Raw genomic sequence first — 18,957 nt, 5'->3', positions numbered from 1 at the left:
TTTAGGTTCACAGGAGGGTCTTATGAGCAAGAAGGTAGCCGTCGTTATGGGTTCCGACTCCGATCTGGACACCATGCGCCCCTGCATCCAGCGTCTGCAGTCCTTCGGCATCCCCGCCGAGGTCCGCATCATCTCCGCCCACCGTACCCCCGCCGCCGCTGAGGCGCTGGCCTCCCACGCCGCGGAAAACGGGTTCGGGGTCATCATCGCCGCCGCGGGCAAGGCCGCCCATCTGGCCGGCGTGCTGGCCGCCTACACCACCCTGCCCGTTATCGGGGTGCCCATCAAAACCTCTATGATGGGCGGACTGGACTCCCTGCTCTCCATGGTCCAGATGCCCAAGGGCATCCCCGTGGCCTGCGTGGCGGTGGACGGCGCCGACAACGCCGCCATCCTGGCCGCCCAGATGCTGGCCCTGTCCGACAGCGAGCTCACCGGCAAGCTGGCCGACTTCAAGGCCAACATGGCCGCAGAGGTGGCCGAGAAGGACCGCCATATCGCGGAAAAGCTGTAAACAAAAAATATTGATATAAAAGGAGTATCACGTCATGGCTTACGAGAAGAAAGAGCAGCTCTACGAAGGCAAGGCCAAGAAGGTCTACGCTTCCAACGATCCTGAGGTTGTCATCGTGTCCTACAAGGACGACGCCACCGCCTTCAACGGCCTGAAGAAGGGCACCATCACCGGCAAGGGCGCCATCAACAACCGCATGACCAACAACCTGATGCGCCGCCTGGAGGAGAAGGGCGTGCCCACCCACTATGTGGAGGAACTCAGCGACCGGGAGACCGCCGTGAAGAAGGTGTCCATCGTTCCCCTGGAGGTCATTATCCGCAACATCTCCGCCGGCTCCTTTGCCAAGCGCTACGGCGTGGAGGAGGGCATCGTGTTTGACGAGCCCACCATTGAGTTCTCCTACAAGAACGACGACCTGGGCGATCCCCTCATCAACGACTATCACGCTCTGGCCCTGAAGCTGGCCACCAAGGAGGAGATCGAGCTCATCAAGAAGTACGCCTTTGCCGTCAACGACCTGCTGAAGGGCTTCATGAAGGAGATCGGCATCGATCTGGTGGACTTCAAGCTGGAGTTCGGCAAGACCGCCGACGGCACCATCGTGCTGGCCGACGAGATCTCCCCCGACACCTGCCGTCTGTGGGACGAGAAGACCCACGAGAAGCTGGACAAGGACCGGTTCCGCCGGGACCTGGGCGGCGCGGAGGAGGCCTATGAAGAGGTCATGCGCCGTCTGATGGGGGACAAGTAAGGCATGGGCGGTTTCTTTGGCACCATCTCCAAGCACGACTGCGTCATGGACGTCTTCTTCGGCACCGACTACCACTCCCACCTGGGCACCAAGCGGGGCGGTATGGCGGTGTACGACGCCAAGGCCGGTTTCCAGCGTCAGATCCATAACATCGAGAACACCCCCTTCCGCACCAAGTTCGACAAGGACCTGGCCGACTTCAAGGGCTGTTCCGCCATCGGCTGTATCAGTGACACCGACCCCCAGCCCCTGCTGGTGCGCTCCCACCTGGGCCTGTACGCCATCATCACCGTAGGCATCATCAACAACTCCGATGAGCTGGTGGAGCGCTACTTCTCCGACCACGGCCACCAGTTCATGGCCATGAGCTCCGGCAAAGTCAACTCCACCGAGCTGGCCGCCGCCCTCATCAACCAGAAGGACGATCTGGTGTCGGGCATCCGCCACGCCCAGGAGGAGATCGACGGCTCCTGCACCATGCTGCTGCTCACCCCCGACGGCATCATCGCCGCCCGGGACAAGCTGGGCCGTCTGCCGGTGCTCATCGGCCAGAACGACGAGGGCTGCTGCGTCTCCTTTGAGTCCTTCGCCTACCACAAGCTGGGCTATATCGACGCCTACGAGCTGGGCCCCGGCGAGGTGGTCAAGGTAACCGCCAGGGGCTGGGAGACTCTGGCCCCCGCCGGCGACAAGATGAAGATCTGTGCCTTCCTGTGGACCTACTACGGTTACCCCAACTCCAACTACGAAGGCATGAATGTGGAGGTCATGCGCTACCGCAACGGCGAGATCATGGCCCGGGACGAGGTCCAGAAGGGCCAGCTGCCCAAGGTGGACTATGTGGCCGGCGTACCCGACTCCGGCCTGCCCCACGCCATCGGCTTCTCCAACCGCAGCGGCAAACCCTTCGCCCGCCCCTTCGTCAAGTACACTCCCACCTGGCCCCGCTCCTTCATGCCCGCCAACCAGGCGGCCCGCAACCAGGTGGCCAAAATGAAGCAGATCCCCGTACCTGAGCTCATCGAGGGCAAGAAGCTGCTCTTTGTGGACGACTCCATCGTCCGGGGCACCCAGCTCCGGGAGACCGTGGAATTCCTCTACGAGTCCGGCGCCGAGGAGGTCCACATGCGCTCGGCCTGCCCCCCCATCATGTACGGCTGCAAATACCTTAACTTCTCCCGCAGCAATTCCGACATGGAACTGCTGGCCCGCCGCACCATCCAGGAGCTGGAGGGGGACGAGGGGCAGCAGCACCTGGAGGAGTACGCCGATTCCTCCACCCAGCGCGGCCAGTGCATGCTCAAGTCCATCTGTGAGAAGCTGGGCTTCGACTCCCTGGGCTATCAGTCCCTGGACGGCCTGCTGGAGGCCATCGGCATCGATCGCGACAAGATCTGCACCTACTGCTGGACCGGTAAGGAATAACCGGTCCGTCCGGTTTCCACGTCCAAGCCCCATACGCAAAGGAAGAAAACTATGGCAAATATCCATGAAGAATGCGGCGTGTTCGGCATCTCTGTGCCCGGCATGACCCACGCCGCCTCTGTTACCTACAACGCGCTCTACGCCCTGCAGCATCGGGGCCAGGAGAGTGCAGGCATGGCCATCAATGACGATGGCGTCATCACCAGCCACAAGGACGTGGGACTGGTCAGCGAGGTATTTACCCCTGAAATTCTGGAGAACCTGGGCCGCGGCAGCATGGCCGTGGGCCACGTGCGCTACGCTACCACCGGCCGCAAGAGCCGTATCAACGCCCAGCCCATGGTCATCAACCATGTGAAGGGCTCCATGGCGCTGGCCCACAACGGCAACCTGACCAACGCCGCCGAGCTGCGGGAGAAGCTGGAGCTGTCCGGCGCCATCTTCCACACCACCAGCGACACCGAGGTCATTGCCTACACCATCACCGGCCAGCGGCTGAAGGCTCCCTCCATTGAGGAGGCGGTGTCGGCTGCCATGGATATCATCCAGGGCGCCTACTCCCTGGTCCTCCTCTCCCCCCGCAAGCTGGTTGCCGCCCGGGACCCCAACGGGTTCCGCCCCCTGTGCATCGGCACCCTGGACGACGGCTATGTGTTTGCCTCGGAGAGCTGCGCTCTGGACGCCATCGGCGCCCACTTTCTCCGGGATGTGGGGCCCGGTGAGATCGTGGTGGTGGACCAGAACGGCCTGCGCAGCATCAAAGATCACTGCGGCAAGGCCAAAAGCAGCATGTGCGTGTTTGAGTTCATCTACTTTGCCCGGCCCGACTCGGTGATCGACGGGGCGGGTGTCCATGAGGCCCGGGTGCGGGCCGGGGCCTTCCTGGCCCTGGAGCACCCCGTCCAGGCGGATATCGTCATCGGTGTACCCGATTCCGGCATTGACGCCGCCATCGGCTACGCCCGGCAGTCCGGTATCCCCTACGGTACCGGCTTCATCAAGAACAAGTACATCGCCCGCACCTTCATCGCCCCCGGCCAGAAGAACCGGGAGGACAAGGTGCGCATCAAGCTCAACCCCATCTCCTCCGTGGTGCGGGGCAAGCGGGTGGTCATCATCGACGATTCCATCGTCCGCGGTACCACCTCCGCCCGCATCGTGGGGCTGCTGCGGGAGGCGGGGGCCACCGAGGTCCACATGCGGGTATCCGCGCCCCCCTTCCTCCACCCCTGCTACTTCGGCACCGACATCGACTCCCGGGATCACCTCATCGCCTGCAACCACACGGTGGAGGAGATCGCCCAGATCATCGGCGCCGACTCCCTGGGCTACCTCAGCGTGGACAGCGTCCACAAGCTGGCCAACGGCTGCCGCTGCACCTTCTGCGACGGTTGCTTTACCGGTCAGTACCCGGTACCCGTGCCCGAGGCCCGGGAGAAATTCCGTTTTGAACAGAAAATCGGTCAAACCCAATAATCGAGGAGGTTTCTCCGTATGAAAAATTCCCACTCTGAATCCTACGCCGCCGCCGGCGTGGACGTCACCGCCGGCTACGAGTCGGTAGAGCGCATCAAGCCCATGGTGGAGTCCACCTACATCCCCGGCGTCATGGGCACCCTGGGCGGCTTCGGCGGCCTGTTCGCCCCCAACATGGCGGGCATGAAGAAGCCGGTACTGGTGTCCGGCACCGACGGCGTGGGCACCAAGCTCCGTCTGGCCCAGCTGATGAACAAGCACGACACCATCGGCATCGACTGCGTGGCCATGTGCGTCAACGACATCATCTGCGGCGGCGCCTCTCCCCTGTTCTTCCTGGACTACATCGCCTGCGGCAAGAACGACCCCGCCCGCATCGCCGACATCGTCTCCGGCATCACTGAGGGCTGCCGCCAGGCGGGCTGCGCCCTGGTGGGCGGCGAGACTGCCGAGCACCCCGGCCTGATGGCGGAGGACGACTATGATGTGGCGGGCTTCTCCGTGGGCATCGTGGACGAGGAGAAGATCATCGACGGCAAGGACCTGGCGGTGGGCGACGTGCTCATCGGTCTGGGCTCCAGCGGCGTCCACTCCAACGGCTTCTCCCTGGTGCGCAAGGTGCTGGACGTGGAGCACGCCGACCTGACCTCCCCCATGGAGGAGCTGGAGGGCAAGAGCCTGGGCGAGACCCTGCTCACCCCCACCCGCATCTATGTCAAGACCGTCCAGTGCCTGCTGAACAACGGCATCCACATCAAGGCCATCAGCCACATCACCGGCGGCGGCCTCTATGAGAATGTGCCCCGAATGATGAAGGAGGGCCTCACCGCCCAGATCGAGACCGCCTCCTTCCCCGTCCCCCCCATCTTTGACCTGATCGCCAAGCGCGGCAACATCCCCATGCGGGATATGTACAACACCTTCAACATGGGTGTGGGCCTGATCCTGGCTATCCCCAAGGAGGAGGTGGGCCAGGCCAAGGAGATCCTCTGCCGGGCCGAAGAGCGGGCCTATGTCATCGGCTCCGTGGTGGCCGGCGATACGGGGGTCGAGCTGGTATGACGCGGATCGCCGTACTGGTCTCCGGCGGTGGGACCAACCTCCAGGCCCTCATCGGCGCCCGTGACCGGGGCGAGCTGGGCGGCGGCGAGCTGGCCGCCGTCATCTCCTCCAAAGCCGACGCCTACGCCCTGGAGCGGGCCAAAAACGCCGGCATCCCCGGCTATGTGGTGGCCCGGAAGGACTACGACTCCAACCGAGCCATGACCCAGGCCCTGGTGTCCAGGCTGAAGGAGCTGAACATCGACCTGGTGGTACTGGCCGGGTTCATGCACATCCTCACCGAAGAGATGGTGCATGCCTACCCCAACGCCATCCTCAATGTCCATCCCGCTCTCATTCCATCCTTCTGCGGGGCGGGCTATTACGGCCTCCACGTCCATGAAAAGGCCCTGGCCTACGGGGTGAAGGTCACCGGCGCCACCGTCCACTTCGTCAACGAGGAGCCCGACGGCGGCCCCATCGTCCTCCAGAAGGCGGTGGACATCCTGCCCGGCGACACGCCGGAGGTCCTCCAGCGCCGGGTAATGGAGCAGGCCGAGTGGCATATCCTGCCCCAGGCCGTGGCCCTCTTCTGCCAGGGCCGTCTCTCCGTGGAGGGACGGATCGTCACAATCAATAAAGGGGAATGATCATATGAAAACGCTGGATCTGACTGAGCTGCTGCGCTCCAATCCCTATCCCGGCCGGGGCATCGTGCTGGGCCGCTCTGCCGACGACACCAAGGCGGTCATCGCCTACTTCATCATGGGCCGCAGCGAGAACTCCCGCAACCGGGTCTTTGTGGAGACTCCCGACGGCATCCGCACCCAGGCCTTCGACCCCTCCAAGATGACTGACCCCTCTCTCATCATCTATAACCCCGTCCGGGTATTCGGCGCCTCCACCATCGTCACCAACGGCGATCAGACCGATACCATCCGGGAGGGTCTGGCCGCCGGCAAGACCTTCTCCCAGGCCCTGCACACCCGCACCTTTGAGCCCGACGAGCCCAACTACACCCCCCGTATCTCCGGCCTGGTGAAGAAGGACGGCGACTATGTTCTCTCCATCCTGAAGAGCGCCGACGGCGATCCCGCCTCCTGCCGCCGCTACTTCTTCACCTATGAGAAGCCTCTGGCCGGTCAGGGCCACTTCATCCACACCTACATGGGGGACGGCAATCCCCTGCCCTCCTTTGAGGGCGAGCCGGAGCAGATCACCATCGACAGCAAGACTCCCCAGGAGTTTGCCCAGCTGATCTGGTCCAATCTGAACGAGGACAACAAGGTATCCCTCTTCGTGCGCTACATCGACCTGATGACCGGCGACTGGGAGACCGTCATCCTCAACAAGCATCAGTAAGAAGGAGGAAGCACAGACCATGACCGAACTGGAGCTGAAATACGGCTGCAACCCCAACCAGAAGCCCGCCCGCATCTTTATGGAGTCCGGTGAGCTGCCCATCAAGGTGCTCAACGGCAAGCCGGGCTACATCAACTTTCTGGACGCCCTGAACTCCTGGCAGCTGGTCAAGGAGCTGAAGGAGGCCACCGGCCTGCCCGCCGCCGCCTCCTTCAAGCACGTCTCCCCCGCCGGCGCCGCCGTGGGCACGCCCCTCACCGACGTGGAGAAAAAGATCTACTTTGCCGAGGACATGGACCTGTCCCCCATCGCCTGCGCCTATGTGAAGGCCCGGGGCGCCGACCGACTGTGCTCCTACGGCGACTGGGCCGCCCTGTCCGACGTGTGCGACGCCCAGACCGCCCGCTATCTGGCCCTGGAGGTATCTGACGGCGTTATCGCCCCCGGCTACACTGAGGAGGCCCTGGAGATCCTCAAGACCAAGCGCAAGGGCGGCTACAACGTGGTGGAGATCGACCCGGACTACGTCCCCAAGGCCGTGGAGCACAAGGACGTATTCGGCATCACCTTCGAGCAGGGCCGCAACAACTATGAGATCAATGCCGACCTGCTGAACAACATCGTCACCGACAGCAAGGACCTGCCGGAGAATGCCAAGCGGGACATGCTCATCGCCCTCATCACCCTGAAGTACACCCAGTCCAACTCCGTGTGCTACGTAAAGGACGGCCAGGCCATCGGCGTGGGCGCCGGTCAGCAGAGCCGCATCCACTGCACCCGTCTGGCCGGCTCCAAGGCGGACAACTGGCTGCTGCGCCAGCATCCCAAGGTGCTGGGCCTCCAGTTTGTGGACGGTATCCGCCGCCCCGACCGGGACAACGCCATCGACGTATACATCTCCGACGAGTACGAGGACGTGCTGGCCGAGGGCGTGTGGCAGAACACCTTCAAGGTACGCCCTGAGGTGCTCACCACTGAGGAAAAGAAGGCCTGGATCGCCACCCAGTCCGGCGTCACCGTGGGCTCCGACGCCTTCTTCCCCTTCGGCGACAACGTGGAGCGGGCCCGCAAGTCCGGCGTGTCCTACATCGTGCAGCCCGGCGGCTCCATCCGGGATGACCACGTCATCGCCACCTGCAACAAGTACGGCATCGTCATGGCCTTCACCGGCATGCGGCTGTTCCACCACTAAAACAATTCCAGGGGGTATCCAATACCCCCTGGATACGCAGAACTGCGCCAATATATATTGGCACAGTTCTGCGATACCCCCGGTTTCGCGCCCGCGGCGCGGGTCGGGGTATGTCTGGGAGAAGTGAATTCTCCCAGACATGCATTTTATTTTTTCGCTCCAGGGTCACGGAGCGCAACACCCTCCGCGAAAAAGCTTTTCGCTGCGCGAAAAGGACGGGGGTAACGAAACGAGGTTTGAACATGAAGGTACTAGTCGTAGGCGGAGGCGGGCGGGAGCACGCCATCTGCTGGAAGCTGTCCCAGAGCCCCCATGTCACCCGGCTCTACTGCGCCCCCGGCAACGGCGGCATTGAATCCATCGCCCAGTGCGTTCCCATCGCCGCCACCGACGTGGAGGGCATGGTGAAGTGGGCCAAGAAGTACTCCATGGACTTCGTGGTAGTGGCTCCTGACGATCCCCTGGCCCTGGGCATGGTGGACGCCATGGAGGCGGCGGGCATTCCCGCCTTCGGCCCCACGGCGGACGCCGCCATCATCGAGGCCAGCAAGATCTTTTCCAAGAACCTGATGAAAAAGTACAACATCCCCACCGCCAAGTATGAGACCTTTACCGACATGGACGCCGCTCTGACCTATGTGGAGGAGCAGGGCGCCCCCATTGTGGTGAAGGCCGACGGCCTGGCCCTGGGCAAGGGTGTTATCGTGGCCCAGACTGTGGAGGAGGCCAAGGAGGCCGTCCGCTCCATGATGAGCGACCACCGCTTCGGCGAGGCCGGGGCCAAGATCGTCATCGAGGAGTGCATGACCGGCCCCGAGGTCACCGTGCTGGCCTTCTGCGACGGCGAGTTCCTGCTGTGCATGCCCTCCTCCCAGGACCACAAGCGGGCCTATGACGGCAACCAGGGCCCCAACACCGGCGGCATGGGCGCCATCTCCCCCTCCCCCAACTACACCGCCGCTGTGGCGGTCCAGTGTATGCGGGAGATCTTCATGCCCACCGTGGCCGCGCTGAAGGCGGAGGGTCGCCCCTTCAAGGGCGTGCTCTACTTCGGTCTGATGATCACCCCCGAGGGTCCCAAGGTGGTGGAGTACAATGCCCGCTTCGGCGATCCCGAGTGTCAGGCTGTCCTCTCCCTGCTGGACTCCGACCTGATGGAGATCTTCGCCGCCTGCCGGGAGGGCGCGCTGTCCCGGATCGACATTCAGTGGAAGCCCGGCGCGGCCTGCTGTCTGGTGCTGGCCTCCGGCGGCTATCCGGGCAGCTATCAGAAGGGTTACCCCATCACCGGTCTGGACGAGGCCGGACAGACCGCCGTGGTCTTCCACGCCGGCACCAAGCTGGATGATGACGGCAACATCGTCACCAACGGCGGCCGGGTCCTGGGGGTCACCGCCGTGGGCGACAACCTGGACGAGGCCATTGACGGAGCTTACGCCGCCGCCAAGCACATCCACTTCCAGGACATGCACTTCCGCACCGACATCGGTCGGGTATAATATCAAAAATGGCCGCCTGTCAGTGACAGGCGGCCATTTTTTATGTTCTTATTGATGGACTCAGTTCCCGCCGAACTCGTGGAAGAACCGGTCGTGGATGACCTGGACAGAGCGGTCGGCCTCGGCCAGGTCCACCAGCACGGAGACCTTGATCTCACTGGTGGAGATCATATTGATGTTGATGCCGGCGTTGTAGAGAGCCTCGAACATCTTGGCGGCCACGCCGGGATTATGGATCATACCGGCGCCCACAATGGACACCTTGGCAATGGAGTCGTTGACGTCGATGTGGTCGAAGCCCAGGGCACCCTTGTGGGCCTCCAGGATGTCCTTGGAGCGGTCCATGTCCTGCTTGCCCACGGTAAAGCTGATGTCCTTGGTATTGTTGCGGCCGATGGACTGCAGGATGATGTCCACGTTGACCTTTTCCTTGGCCAGCAGGGAGAAAATCTTAAAGGCGATACCAGGCTGATCGGCCAGACCCACAACGGCCAGACGGGCCACGTTCTTGTCGCAGGCCACCCCGCTGACGTGCATTTTTTCCATGGTTTTTGCAACCTCCTTGACTTTGGTGCCGGGCTTGCCGGAGAAACTGGAGAGGACCTCCAGGTTGACGCTGTAGCGCTTCGCCATCTCCACGGAGCGGTTGTGGAGCACCTGGGCGCCCAGAGTGGCCAGTTCCAGCATCTCGTCATAGGTGATCTCCTCCAGCTGGAAGGCGCCGGCCACATGGCGGGGATCGGCGGTAAACACGCCGTCCACGTCGGTATAGATCTGGCACAGGTCGGCCCGCAGAGCGGCGGCCAAGGCCACCGCCGAGGTGTCGGAGCCGCCCCGACCCAGGGTGGTGATATCGTCATACTTGTTCAGGCCCTGGAAGCCGGTGACGATGACGATGGCCTTCTTGTCCAGCTCGGCCATCACACGCTCGGTGTCCAGCCGCTTGATGCGGGCGTCGCCGTAGACGGAGTTGGTGCGGAACCCGGCCTGCCAGCCCGTCAGAGAGATGACAGGATAGCCCATGGCCTCAATGGCCATGGCACACAGGGAGCAGGAGATCTGTTCGCCGGTGGACAGGAGCATATCCATCTCCCGCTTGGAGCCGTTGGGGTTGATCTCGGCAGCCTTGGCGATCAGGTCGTCGGTGGTATCCCCCTGGGCGGAGAGCACCGCTACAACGCTGTGGCCGCGGCGGTAGGTCTCCGTGATGATGCGGGCTACGTTGCGGATGCGGTCTGCATCAGCAACGGAGCTGCCGCCAAATTTTTGTACGATGAGTCCCATTGGCGTTTGTACCCCCTAAATCAGGTGAAATCTCTTATGGCATCCTATGCGCTCAGTCCAGTACCCGGAACAGCGAACAGGCCTTCAGACCAGCCAGCTTGCCCTCCAGGGCGGAGCGGGTCATGGGCGCGGTAAGGAATGCAAACTCGTTCTCCGGCGCGCCGGCCCGGGGCAGCAGTGCGCAGTCGGGGAAAGCGGCCTTCACGTCCTCCAGCTTACCCTCCACCCGGACATACCAGGCGCTCTCCAGCGCGGTGGGCGGCACGGCCACGTCGTCCCCGCCCTCAGACCAGAACATCCGCTTCTTCGCGTCCTTGTGGCGGGCGGCGTCGATGACGTCAGCCACCACGGCGGAGGCGGTAGGCAGCTTGCCGGCGCCCCGGCCGTAGAACATCACGTCGCCAATAGCGTTGCCCTTGACGGCAATGGCGTTGAACACGTCCTCCACGCCGGCCAGGGGGTCCTCCACATCCACCAGATGGGGCGCCACATAGGCGCACACCTTGCCGTCATCCTGATGGATGGCCCGGCCCAGCAGCTTGATCTTTTTGCCGCAGGCGTCGGCATAGGCCACGTCGGCCAGACTGACGCCGGTGATGCCCTCAGTGGGCACCTGGCTGGGATAGACATGGCGGCCAAAGGCCAGAGAGGACAGGATACAGATCTTCCGGCAGGCGTCGTGGCCCTCGATGTCGGCGGTGGGGTCCTGCTCGGCGTAGCCGTTCTGCTGGGCCTCCTTCAGGGCGGCCTCAAAGCTGAGCCCCGCCCGGATCATCCGGGTGAGGATATAGTTGGTGGTGCCGTTGAGGATACCGCAGATCTCCTCGATCTCGTTGGCCGCCAGGCACTGGTTCAGAGGCCGGATGATGGGGATGCCGCCCCCCACGCTGGCCTCGAACAGATAGCTGACGCCCTTCTCCTGGGCCAGCTTGAGCAGCTCGCAGCCGTGCTCGGCCACCAGCTCCTTGTTGGAGGTGACCACGCTCTTGCCGGCGGCCAGGGCCCGGCGGGTAAAGTCCAGGGCCACCTTGGCGCCGCCGATGGTCTCCACCACGATGTTGACCTCGGGGTCGTTCTCAATGATGCTGAAATCATGGATGACCTTATCGGCAAAGGGGCTGTCGGGGAAATCCCGCACATCCAGAATATACTTCAGCCGGATCAGATCATCCACCTTTTTGTCAATATGGCTGCCGTTGGTAGCCAAAACCTCCGCCACACCGGAGCCTACCACGCCAAAGCCCAAAATCGCTACGTTTACCATATGGATGCCTCCTTGCTCCAAAGGGCTCATTTACCCTGATATCACTTCGCTCCGCAGCACGCCTTCCACCTTCAGCAGCTGCTCCAGCAGCTCCTCCATGGGGATCTGAAGACCAGAGGTCTCCGCCCCGATGGTCACCGCTGCGCACCCGCTGACCGGGATGGCCTGATTGATGGTGAGAATATTCCCGCCGGTGGTGGCAAAAATATTCAGGACCGCGGACAGTACCCCGGGCTCATCCTTCAGCACGATCTGGAAGGTAACGATGCGCCCGTGCAGCATGTCGTTGAAGGGCCGCACCGCGTCCTTGTACTTGTAAAAAGCGCTGCGGCTGATGCCCACCCGGCGGACCGCCTGGTTGACCGCCCCGGCCTCGCCGGTTTCCAGCAGACGCTTGGCTTCCGCAACCTTCAGAAAGACCTCCGGCAGCGCGCTGGCCTCCACGATGAAGTAGGCTGGTGCCTTGCCCATTCTATGGACCCCCTCCTGTCCTTGACAGAAAAGCATTTGTTTCTGTATTGTGGTCCATTTTAGCACAATAAAGTCCCAGCCGCAAGAGCCAACTTCCTCCTGCCTGCCGATTTCCGCCTGGATTCTCCCCCTGTTTTTCGTCAATTTATACATATTTTAGAAAGGAGGGGTACTTTTGCGGGAGGACAGGTACCTGCGGTGGGTGATCCGGCTGCTGTGGGCGGGGCTGGTCCTGGCCGCCCTCTGGGTGGGGCTGCGCTGGCTGCTGCCGCTGGCGGCTCCCTTCCCGCTGGCAGCGGTGCTGGCCTGGCTGCTGGAGCCGGCGGTTCGCTTTTTCACTGTGCGCTGCCGCCTACCCCGTCGTCTGGCGGCGGCTTTGTGCGTCCTGGCGGCAGCCGGATTGCTCATGGGCATAGGAGGTCTGCTGCTGTGGCGGCTGTGGTATGAACTGGCACAGCTGGCCAGGCGGCTGCCCGCCCTGCTGGCGGAGCTGGGCGGGCTGACCCATGAGCTGGAGAGCTGGCTGTACCGCCTCTTTGTGGCCCTCCCCGACCAACTGCGGGAGCCTGCCCGTCAGGCCGCAGAGTCCCTGGGCCAAAGCCTGCTGGCGCTGCCCGGCTGGCTGGGAGAATCCGTGGTGTCCCGGGTGGTTCAGGCTCTTGCTGGTCTGCCCTCGGCAGGCCTCTTTCTTTTTACTGCCTTTCTGGCCGCCTACTTCTTCATCGCCGGTCGGCCCGGCCTGCGGGCCGCCTTTGCCCAGCTGCCCTCCCTGTGGCAGAAGCGTCTGGGCCGCTGGCAGCAGGTAACGGTAAATGCCGTGGGCGGCTGGCTGCGGGCCCAGGGACTGCTGCTACTGACCACCTTTACCCAGGTAGCAGTGGGTCTGCTGCTCCTCCGGGTGGAGCCGGCCCTCCTGCTGGCCGGTCTCACCGCCCTGGTGGACGCCCTGCCCATCTTCGGCAGCGGTGCCGTCCTGCTGCCCTGGGGCCTCTGGGCCCTGCTCAGCGGCGATTACCCCCTGGGGCTGGGCCTGTTCCTGCTGTACGGCCTGGTCACCCTGGTGCGCAGCCTGCTGGAGCCCAGGCTGGTGGGCCAGAGAGCAGGTCTTCCTCCTCTGGCGGCCCTGGTCAGCATGTACGCCGGGTTCCGCACCTTCGGCGTGGTCGGAATGATCCTGGCTCCTCTGGCCGCCGTGGTGGTCTGGCAACTGTGGACGGAGGGAGGCGGTACCACCCCACAAAAACGGGAGACGGCCCAGCAGCCGTCTCCCCCGGAGTCTTCCTTATGAATCCCGCTGGCCGATACAGAAATAGGTAAAGTCGCCGGTGGCCAGCAACGTCTCCTTCTCATCCCGGATCTCCACGCCCACCAGGCAAGTGGTACGTCCCCGGTGCCGGATCTCCGCCCGGGCAATCACTTTTCCGTCGGATGCGGAATGAACAAAGTCGATTCCGCCATGCAGAGTGACATAATACCGTCCATCGGTCCGGCAAGCCCGGCCGCCGACACAGTCAGCCAGGGTATAGTAGGCGCCGCCATGAAGACGGCCATACGGGTTGAGGGAGTTGCTGTTGATCTCCAGCCAGGCCTCTCCCCGGTCCGGCCCGGATGAGTCCACCTGGATCTGATTGTGGAGTGCAAATGCATTGGGAAAAGGAGTCTTATCTACCATGGCTGGGTCCTCCTCAGTCGGCCAAAATGATCTGACCGTGTTCAATGGCCTCCACCGTAGCCAGGGCCTCCACCCGGATGCCCATGCGGCGCAGCACCCGGCCGCCCTCCCGCATGGATTTTTCAATAGCCACGCCCACACCGGCCACTTCCCCGCCGGCCTTGGACACCAGCTCCAGCAGGCTGAGCATGGTCTGTCCGTTGGAGAGGATGTCATCCACCAACAGAACGTTGTCGTCCTCTGTCAGGTATTTTCTGGACACCCGCAGGGTGTAGGACTTGTCCAGTGAGAAAGAATGGGTCTCGGCGGAATATACATCGGGGTCAATATAACCGGTCTGGAACTTTTTGGCGTAAATCACCGGCACACCCAGCGCTTTGGCGGTAAAGCAGGCCAACGCGATACCGGAACTCTCGGCGGTGAGCACCTTGGTGACGCGCTCGCCCCGATAGCGCTTGGCCAGCACAGCACCCATCCGCTCCATCAGGTCCATATCCATACAGTGGTTGAGGAACATGTCCACACGAATAATATCGCCCTCACCCACCATTGCATCGCTGAGGATGCGCCGTTTCAGTTCTTCCATGTTCTCCTCCTGCCTAGATTGCCGCGGTACTTTCAATACAGAATTGATTATATCCCATTTTATGCCGGGCTGCAATATTGACAAGCAAACAAAAATAAGGTATCCTATACATTACCGTGTCGCGCGGTCCGCGCGGACGCTTTGATGACATGCAGCGGTATCGAAGTGGTCATAACGGGGCTGACTCGAAATGGATGGGGGCTTAGGCCGTTTTGTCCGCGAGAAGTTACTGATTTTCAACTGTTTCCAGTCTTTTTACTCACTTATCCCTGTGCAGTTCTCTCCAACAGTTCTCTCCAATTCTCTCCTGAATGAGGATGGAGCGCCTGTGGGAGTGAGCGATTTGGAGATGTACCCAAGTGGTTGAAGGGTCCGCACTCGAAATGCGGTAGGCCGGCTCAAACCGGTGCGAGAGTTCGAATCTCTCCATCTCCGCCACCTTGCTCCAGCAGTCCAGATGGGCTGCTGGAGCTTGTTTTTTATACCGGCATCTCCCATTTGCGCTTCACCCCGTCCGCCTCCGGCAAGGGCAGCCCCTGCGCCATGGCCTGGGCGGAGGACAGCTTGGAGGAATAGTCCAGGTGGGCATAGATATTTGCGGTGGTGCTAAAATCGCTGTGTCCCAGCCATTCCTGGATCTGCTTGAGGGGCACCCCATTTGCCAGCAGGAGGCTGGCGCAGCTGTGTCTCAAATCGTGGAGACGAATCCGCTGGAGTCCATGCTGCTCCAGATACTCCGGAAATTTGGAGGTCAGGTAGTTGGGGTTGATGCGTTTGCCCAGCTCATTGACAAACACATAGCCGTCATAGGAGTAATCGTAGCAGTTGCCGCAGATCCGTTTGTTATATTCCTGCTCCTCCTTTACCTGCCGAAAATAAGCGGCGAAGCTGCCCACCAGGGGCAGGGTGCGCAGGCTGGACTTTGTCTTGGCCGATTCCTGCTCCAAAACATAGGTTTTCCCGTCAATGCGCGTGGTGGTCACTGTGTGTTTGATGGTGATGGTGCCCCGCTCGAAGTCGATGGCATCCCATTTGAGGCCAACCAGCTCACCTCGGCGCAGGCCGTAGAAAGCGGCCACCAGTATTGGAAGCTCCATCCAGGTACCCTTGAGCACTTCAAAAATCTGCTGGAGCTGCTCTGTGTCCAGAAATTTAGGCTGAAACTCGTTCTTTCTCGGGCGGTCTACTTTGGTGGCCACATTCTGCATCACCAGATCGGTTTTCAGGGCATATTTCAGCGCCTGATGGATGACGGCATGGTCGTGAAGCACCGAGTTCGGTTTGACTGTTTTCAGCCGCTCTCCATAAAACTGCTGAATGTGCCGTGCCTCCAGTCCCCGCAGCGTATATCCCTTTTGCCGGAAATACGGCTCGATCACACTGTGCACGATGTTGGAATAGGAGCCATATGTGGCAGGCTTGATCTTGACCCGCACAATGTCCAGCCATTGCAGCAGATAATCCGCAAACAGCATATCCGAGCACAGCTCATCCGGCTCCGGCGGGGGCACAAAGCTGGAACGAATACGCAGCAGCTCCGCCTCTGCCTTCCGCTTGTTGCCCTTCTCAGGCAGTCCGGTGGCGTGCCATTTGCTTTTCCTCTTGCCCTTGTTGTCCTTATAGCTGATGACCACATAATAGTAGCCCTTTTTTACCTGTAAATGTCCTGTTATCATATCAATCTCCTTTCCGGGGCGGCTCCCCACAGGACAGCTTTTTTGATGCAGCCCCATCTTACTCCATAAGCTGCCCACTGTCTACGCTGCGATTTTGTTTGCGGCAGACACTTTCGCCCCTACCGCTCCCGGCGGTTGCGCTCCCGCTGGCGTTTCAGCAGTTCCAGCCCCTTCAAGATGTCCTGTTTCATCTGCGTGTCGGAATATGTGGCGGGGAAGAATTTCTTTAACTCTGTCATGGGAAGATGCAGTTGTTCCTGCTGGTTGGCCTTGGGCTTGGAGAGAATCTGCTCCAGATCCTCCTGGGTCAACATCTCCAGTTGAGAGAGCTTCTTCAGGCTGATGGCCTGACTGTGGGAGGGGGTGCAGTCGAACTGCTCCATACAGGAGAGAAGGCGGGTTTGCTCCTCCTCCGTCAGATAGGACAGCTCCACAGCTGGGCGGAGGGCCATTTTCCCCTCGTCCACCATCGCAAGCAGCGGGGGCACCAGGTGGGTCAGCCGGATGTAGCGGTGGATCTGATTGCGGCTGTCTCCGCTCTCCTTGGCCAGTTCTTCATAGGTATTGAACCTTTTCCCCAGTGGGGAAAAGGTGTGGTCACTGCGGTAACCCTGACGATTCAGGGCGTCCAGCTTCATTTTGTAGGCAAAGGCTTTTTCACTGGGCAGAAGGTGCTCTCGCTGCAAATTGGCGTCCACCATGGCCACCACCGCCTCCTCGTCGGTCATTTCCCGGACAATCACCGGCATGGTTGCAAGGCCCAGCCGCTCACAGGCAGCCAGCCGCCGATGGCCCGACACCAGCTCATAGCCGCCGCCCTCTCTGGGTCGAGCCAGGCCGGGAGAGATTACCCCCATCTGGCTGATGCTCTCCACCATGCAGGCCATCTCCTCATCATCCCGCAGCACAAAGGGGTGCTGCGGGAAGGGGTGCAGCTCTGCCACCGGCACTTCCTGTACCCGCTCCAGCTTAGCGTCGTCCCGCTCGGCCTGGGCGGTGAACAGATCCTCGATGCTCATCAGATGTATCTTGTTTTTAACGCTCATATTCGATCCTCCGTTTCTTGTTTTTGTGGGACTGACGGTAGGAGCGCCGCATCTTCTGCTCCAGTAAAACCTGCCTTCTCTTTTCCGGCAGCTGTTCCAGCAGCCGCCTGGCGGTTGCCTGCTGTCGGCGCAGGGTGGAAAGCTCCCGGGTCAGTGCTGTGCGCTGCTCTTTCAGTCCATCCATCTGTTCACCAGGCTGACACCGCCGCAGTTTGTGATAGATCCCCGTCCGCTGCTGTAGCTTTTCTTCTATTTGGGATTGGACGGAGATAAGAAAGCCCTCCACATCCTGCACGCTGTTCAGATGTTCCCGGTGAATCAGCTCGATCTGGCGGGACAGCTGTTCCAGTTTGGCCACCTCCAACCGCATCGCGGGAGACAGCGGCCTTGGCCGGCTCTTTCGAGGAAAGATCCCCAGGAAATAGCAGTAGTGGAGATACAGCGCCCTCAGGCCGGTGACCTTTTTTGCGCTGTGAAAACTGCCCGCCATGCGCATCCTTTTGGGCGGCCTGGACAAGTTCCGGCGTATCTGCTGATAGGTCCGCCCACAGGCCTCCTTTTCCCGGTAATCCATGGTGTCGATCCGCTGGATGATCCTCCTGTGGTCGTACTCCTCACCCAGCCGTACCATGCGTACGGCTTTTTTTGCGCCTATGGCTCGAATGGTGGCATACTTGCGGTGAGGGCTGGCGTTAATGAGATAGCCTTTTTCCTTCATCACCTTGCAGAAGTCAAACCAGCTCCAGGAAATGCCCACCGCCTCATCTATGGCCTGCCGCATGAGACCGAAGGTTGTGGGCTTGCCCTGTTTTTCCGCAAAGTAGATGTTGCGGGGCGTCTTGCCGCTGGGGTGTTCGATCACCGTCAGATTATGCTCCCGGCACAGCTGGTCGGAAATCTCCCGCATCTGATAAAATGCCTTTTGATTGCAGTTGAATTTTTTCCCGTCTTTGTAGCTGACCGAGTTAATGACCAGATGGTTGTGATAGGTGCCGGTGTTGAAATGGGTGGCCACCAGCACCTGAAACCGATCTCCCCACATTCTCTGGGCCAGCTCCACGCCCAGCTGGTGGCACAGCTCCGGGGTCACCTCGCCGGTTTTGAAGCTCTGGATGCAGTGGTAGGCCACATTGCCGCCGGTCTTGTTAAAGTGGCGCTTGGTATACATCATGTCCTCGTAGGCCTGTTCCCGGCGGCAATGAAGTCCGGTCACATACATGGTCTGCTCCATGTTCACCTTCTCCTGGTTGCCGGCATAGTGGAGCACCTGCTGCATATCGGAATAGAGTGTCTTCTCCGGGTTTTCGGCATAGCCTACGATACGACTCAGGCTGTCCTTGACTGCCTTAATTTTGGTGATCCCCACGGTCCACCCCCTGTTTCAAGTTCCCGAAGCGTTCCATGGGGTGGGGAGCGGAAAGATCTTCCCCCATACCCAGTCTTCTCAGGTAGGCGGAGAGGGAAATGCCGCACCGCCTCGCCATCCGCTCCAGCCGCTCTTTTTCCTCTTTGGATACCCGCACGTTAATGCCATACGTTCGTTTTCTCATATCGTTCTCCTTTTTTGGGGGTCATAGGGGCACAGCCCCTCTCGGCTGCTGCCGCCGGCTTTGGTGGGCAACACAAAGCCTATGCTCGCTGCCCTTCAGGACACCCCTTCACGGGGTGCCCTGCTGCCCTTCAGGACACCCCTTC

19 protein-coding genes and 1 tRNA gene are annotated in these 18,957 nt (G+C 61.4%); 11 read left to right on the top strand and 9 right to left on the bottom strand.

Annotation, left to right across the window (positions count from 1 at the left end; genetic code table 11):
- Positions 1-22 precede the first annotated feature (22 nt).
- The 9 genes from purE to purD all read left to right on the top strand — a co-directional run bounded on the left by purE (position 23) and on the right by purD (position 9,263).
- A complete protein-coding gene (gene purE / locus B5G34_RS13110; RefSeq protein ID WP_087338285.1) occupies positions 23-514 on the top strand; it encodes a 5-(carboxyamino)imidazole ribonucleotide mutase in 492 nt (163 codons plus the stop codon).
- 34 nt (positions 515-548) lie between these two features.
- Positions 549-1,268 carry a phosphoribosylaminoimidazolesuccinocarboxamide synthase gene (gene purC / locus B5G34_RS13105; protein ID WP_087338283.1) on the top strand — a complete coding sequence of 240 codons (720 nt, stop codon included), beginning with the start codon at positions 549-551 and terminating at the stop codon, positions 1,266-1,268.
- 3 nt (positions 1,269-1,271) lie between these two features.
- Positions 1,272-2,693, top strand: a complete 1,422-nt coding sequence (locus B5G34_RS13100; RefSeq protein ID WP_087338279.1) for an amidophosphoribosyltransferase — start codon at positions 1,272-1,274, stop codon at positions 2,691-2,693.
- Positions 2,694-2,744: 51 nt separating this feature from the next.
- Positions 2,745-4,169, top strand: coding sequence for an amidophosphoribosyltransferase (purF, locus tag B5G34_RS13095; RefSeq protein ID WP_087338276.1), 1,425 nt, complete (start codon positions 2,745-2,747; stop codon positions 4,167-4,169).
- An 18-nt stretch (positions 4,170-4,187) separates the two neighbouring features.
- Complete coding sequence (gene purM, locus B5G34_RS13090) at positions 4,188-5,231, top strand: phosphoribosylformylglycinamidine cyclo-ligase (protein ID WP_087338273.1); 1,044 nt, start codon at positions 4,188-4,190, stop codon at positions 5,229-5,231.
- On the top strand, positions 5,228-5,860 hold the full coding sequence (gene purN / locus B5G34_RS13085) for a phosphoribosylglycinamide formyltransferase (protein WP_087338270.1): 633 nt from the start codon (positions 5,228-5,230) through the stop codon (positions 5,858-5,860). The genes purM and purN overlap by 4 nt, the downstream gene beginning before the upstream one ends.
- A 4-nt stretch (positions 5,861-5,864) precedes the next feature.
- The gene (locus tag B5G34_RS13080) at positions 5,865-6,572 is read left to right on the top strand and encodes an IMP cyclohydrolase (protein ID WP_087338267.1); all 708 of its coding nucleotides are present in this window, start codon (positions 5,865-5,867) and stop codon (positions 6,570-6,572) included.
- Positions 6,565-7,764, top strand: coding sequence for a phosphoribosylaminoimidazolecarboxamide formyltransferase (locus B5G34_RS13075; RefSeq protein WP_275532299.1), 1,200 nt, complete (start codon positions 6,565-6,567; stop codon positions 7,762-7,764). The genes B5G34_RS13080 and B5G34_RS13075 overlap by 8 nt, the downstream gene beginning before the upstream one ends.
- Positions 7,765-8,006: 242 nt before the next feature.
- The gene (gene purD / locus B5G34_RS13070) at positions 8,007-9,263 is read left to right on the top strand and encodes a phosphoribosylamine--glycine ligase (protein WP_087338262.1); all 1,257 of its coding nucleotides are present in this window, start codon (positions 8,007-8,009) and stop codon (positions 9,261-9,263) included.
- A gap of 60 nt (positions 9,264-9,323) precedes the next feature.
- Here the strand turns inward: purD and B5G34_RS13065 are convergent, their stop codons facing one another.
- The 3 genes from B5G34_RS13065 to B5G34_RS13055 are packed head-to-tail and all read right to left on the bottom strand — an operon-like array spanning position 9,324 to position 12,282.
- Positions 9,324-10,547 carry an aspartate kinase gene (locus tag B5G34_RS13065; RefSeq protein ID WP_087338259.1) on the bottom strand — a complete coding sequence of 408 codons (1,224 nt, stop codon included), beginning with the start codon at positions 10,545-10,547 and terminating at the stop codon, positions 9,324-9,326.
- Between the two features lie 52 nt (positions 10,548-10,599).
- Positions 10,600-11,811: a homoserine dehydrogenase gene (locus tag B5G34_RS13060; RefSeq protein WP_087338256.1), complete on the bottom strand. Its 1,212-nt coding sequence runs from the start codon at positions 11,809-11,811 to the stop codon at positions 10,600-10,602.
- Between the two features lie 30 nt (positions 11,812-11,841).
- Positions 11,842-12,282, bottom strand: coding sequence for an ACT domain-containing protein (locus tag B5G34_RS13055; RefSeq protein WP_087338253.1), 441 nt, complete (start codon positions 12,280-12,282; stop codon positions 11,842-11,844).
- Positions 12,283-12,457: 175 nt separating this feature from the next.
- Between B5G34_RS13055 and ytvI the strand changes: the two genes are divergently transcribed.
- Positions 12,458-13,570 (top strand): sporulation integral membrane protein YtvI, encoded by a 1,113-nt coding sequence (gene ytvI, locus B5G34_RS13050; RefSeq protein WP_087338250.1) that lies wholly within the window; start codon positions 12,458-12,460, stop codon positions 13,568-13,570.
- On the opposite strand, the gene B5G34_RS13045 is transcribed toward ytvI, so the two are convergent.
- On the bottom strand, positions 13,565-13,954 hold the full coding sequence (locus B5G34_RS13045) for a PaaI family thioesterase (RefSeq protein WP_087338247.1): 390 nt from the start codon (positions 13,952-13,954) through the stop codon (positions 13,565-13,567). The two genes, ytvI and B5G34_RS13045, sit on opposite strands and share 6 nt — an antisense overlap.
- Before the next feature lie 13 nt (positions 13,955-13,967).
- Entirely contained in the window at positions 13,968-14,540 is a 573-nt protein-coding gene (locus B5G34_RS13040) for a xanthine phosphoribosyltransferase (protein ID WP_087338244.1), read from the bottom strand.
- Between the two features lie 345 nt (positions 14,541-14,885).
- Here B5G34_RS13040 and B5G34_RS13035 point away from each other — a divergent pair.
- A tRNA-Ser gene (locus B5G34_RS13035) sits at positions 14,886-14,978 on the top strand.
- A gap of 41 nt (positions 14,979-15,019) precedes the next feature.
- On the opposite strand, the gene B5G34_RS13030 is transcribed toward B5G34_RS13035, so the two are convergent.
- The 4 genes from B5G34_RS13030 to B5G34_RS13015 form a co-directional block, all read right to left on the bottom strand.
- A complete protein-coding gene (locus B5G34_RS13030; protein WP_087338243.1) occupies positions 15,020-16,216 on the bottom strand; it encodes a site-specific integrase in 1,197 nt (398 codons plus the stop codon).
- Between the two features lie 119 nt (positions 16,217-16,335).
- Positions 16,336-17,262: a ParB/RepB/Spo0J family partition protein gene (locus B5G34_RS13025; protein ID WP_087338239.1), complete on the bottom strand. Its 927-nt coding sequence runs from the start codon at positions 17,260-17,262 to the stop codon at positions 16,336-16,338.
- On the bottom strand, positions 17,252-18,628 hold the full coding sequence (locus B5G34_RS13020; protein ID WP_087338236.1) for a relaxase/mobilization nuclease domain-containing protein: 1,377 nt from the start codon (positions 18,626-18,628) through the stop codon (positions 17,252-17,254). Before B5G34_RS13020 ends, B5G34_RS13025 begins: the two co-directional genes overlap by 11 nt.
- The gene (locus B5G34_RS13015; RefSeq protein WP_087326658.1) at positions 18,609-18,812 is read right to left on the bottom strand and encodes a ribbon-helix-helix protein, CopG family; all 204 of its coding nucleotides are present in this window, start codon (positions 18,810-18,812) and stop codon (positions 18,609-18,611) included. Before B5G34_RS13015 ends, B5G34_RS13020 begins: the two co-directional genes overlap by 20 nt.
- Positions 18,813-18,957 lie beyond the last annotated feature (145 nt).

It is taken from the genome of Flavonifractor sp. An82 (genome assembly GCF_002159265.1).
GTDB lineage: Bacteria > Bacillota > Clostridia > Oscillospirales > Oscillospiraceae > Flavonifractor.
Note: the sequence above shows the minus strand (reverse complement) of the source record. Positions and strands in the feature narration are given on the sequence as shown.

What these genes read in the sequence shown, in the direction of transcription:
- B5G34_RS13060 (WP_087338256.1), bottom strand. Translation starts at nt 11,811, where the DNA reads ATGGTAAACGTAGCGATTTTGGGCTTTGGCGTGGTAGGCTCCGGTGTG.
- purM (WP_087338273.1), top strand. Translation starts at nt 4,188, where the DNA reads ATGAAAAATTCCCACTCTGAATCCTACGCCGCCGCCGGCGTGGACGTC.
- B5G34_RS13045 (WP_087338247.1), bottom strand. Translation starts at nt 13,954, where the DNA reads ATGGTAGATAAGACTCCTTTTCCCAATGCATTTGCACTCCACAATCAG.
- purD (WP_087338262.1), top strand. Translation starts at nt 8,007, where the DNA reads ATGAAGGTACTAGTCGTAGGCGGAGGCGGGCGGGAGCACGCCATCTGC.
- purE (WP_087338285.1), top strand. Translation starts at nt 23, where the DNA reads ATGAGCAAGAAGGTAGCCGTCGTTATGGGTTCCGACTCCGATCTGGAC.
- B5G34_RS13040 (WP_087338244.1), bottom strand. Translation starts at nt 14,540, where the DNA reads ATGGAAGAACTGAAACGGCGCATCCTCAGCGATGCAATGGTGGGTGAG.
- purF (WP_087338276.1), top strand. Translation starts at nt 2,745, where the DNA reads ATGGCAAATATCCATGAAGAATGCGGCGTGTTCGGCATCTCTGTGCCC.
- B5G34_RS13100 (WP_087338279.1), top strand. Translation starts at nt 1,272, where the DNA reads ATGGGCGGTTTCTTTGGCACCATCTCCAAGCACGACTGCGTCATGGAC.
- B5G34_RS13015 (WP_087326658.1), bottom strand. Translation starts at nt 18,812, where the DNA reads ATGAGAAAACGAACGTATGGCATTAACGTGCGGGTATCCAAAGAGGAA.
- B5G34_RS13080 (WP_087338267.1), top strand. Translation starts at nt 5,865, where the DNA reads ATGAAAACGCTGGATCTGACTGAGCTGCTGCGCTCCAATCCCTATCCC.
- B5G34_RS13055 (WP_087338253.1), bottom strand. Translation starts at nt 12,282, where the DNA reads ATGGGCAAGGCACCAGCCTACTTCATCGTGGAGGCCAGCGCGCTGCCG.
- purN (WP_087338270.1), top strand. Translation starts at nt 5,228, where the DNA reads ATGACGCGGATCGCCGTACTGGTCTCCGGCGGTGGGACCAACCTCCAG.
- B5G34_RS13030 (WP_087338243.1), bottom strand. Translation starts at nt 16,216, where the DNA reads ATGATAACAGGACATTTACAGGTAAAAAAGGGCTACTATTATGTGGTC.
- B5G34_RS13025 (WP_087338239.1), bottom strand. Translation starts at nt 17,262, where the DNA reads ATGAGCGTTAAAAACAAGATACATCTGATGAGCATCGAGGATCTGTTC.
- purC (WP_087338283.1), top strand. Translation starts at nt 549, where the DNA reads ATGGCTTACGAGAAGAAAGAGCAGCTCTACGAAGGCAAGGCCAAGAAG.
- B5G34_RS13065 (WP_087338259.1), bottom strand. Translation starts at nt 10,547, where the DNA reads ATGGGACTCATCGTACAAAAATTTGGCGGCAGCTCCGTTGCTGATGCA.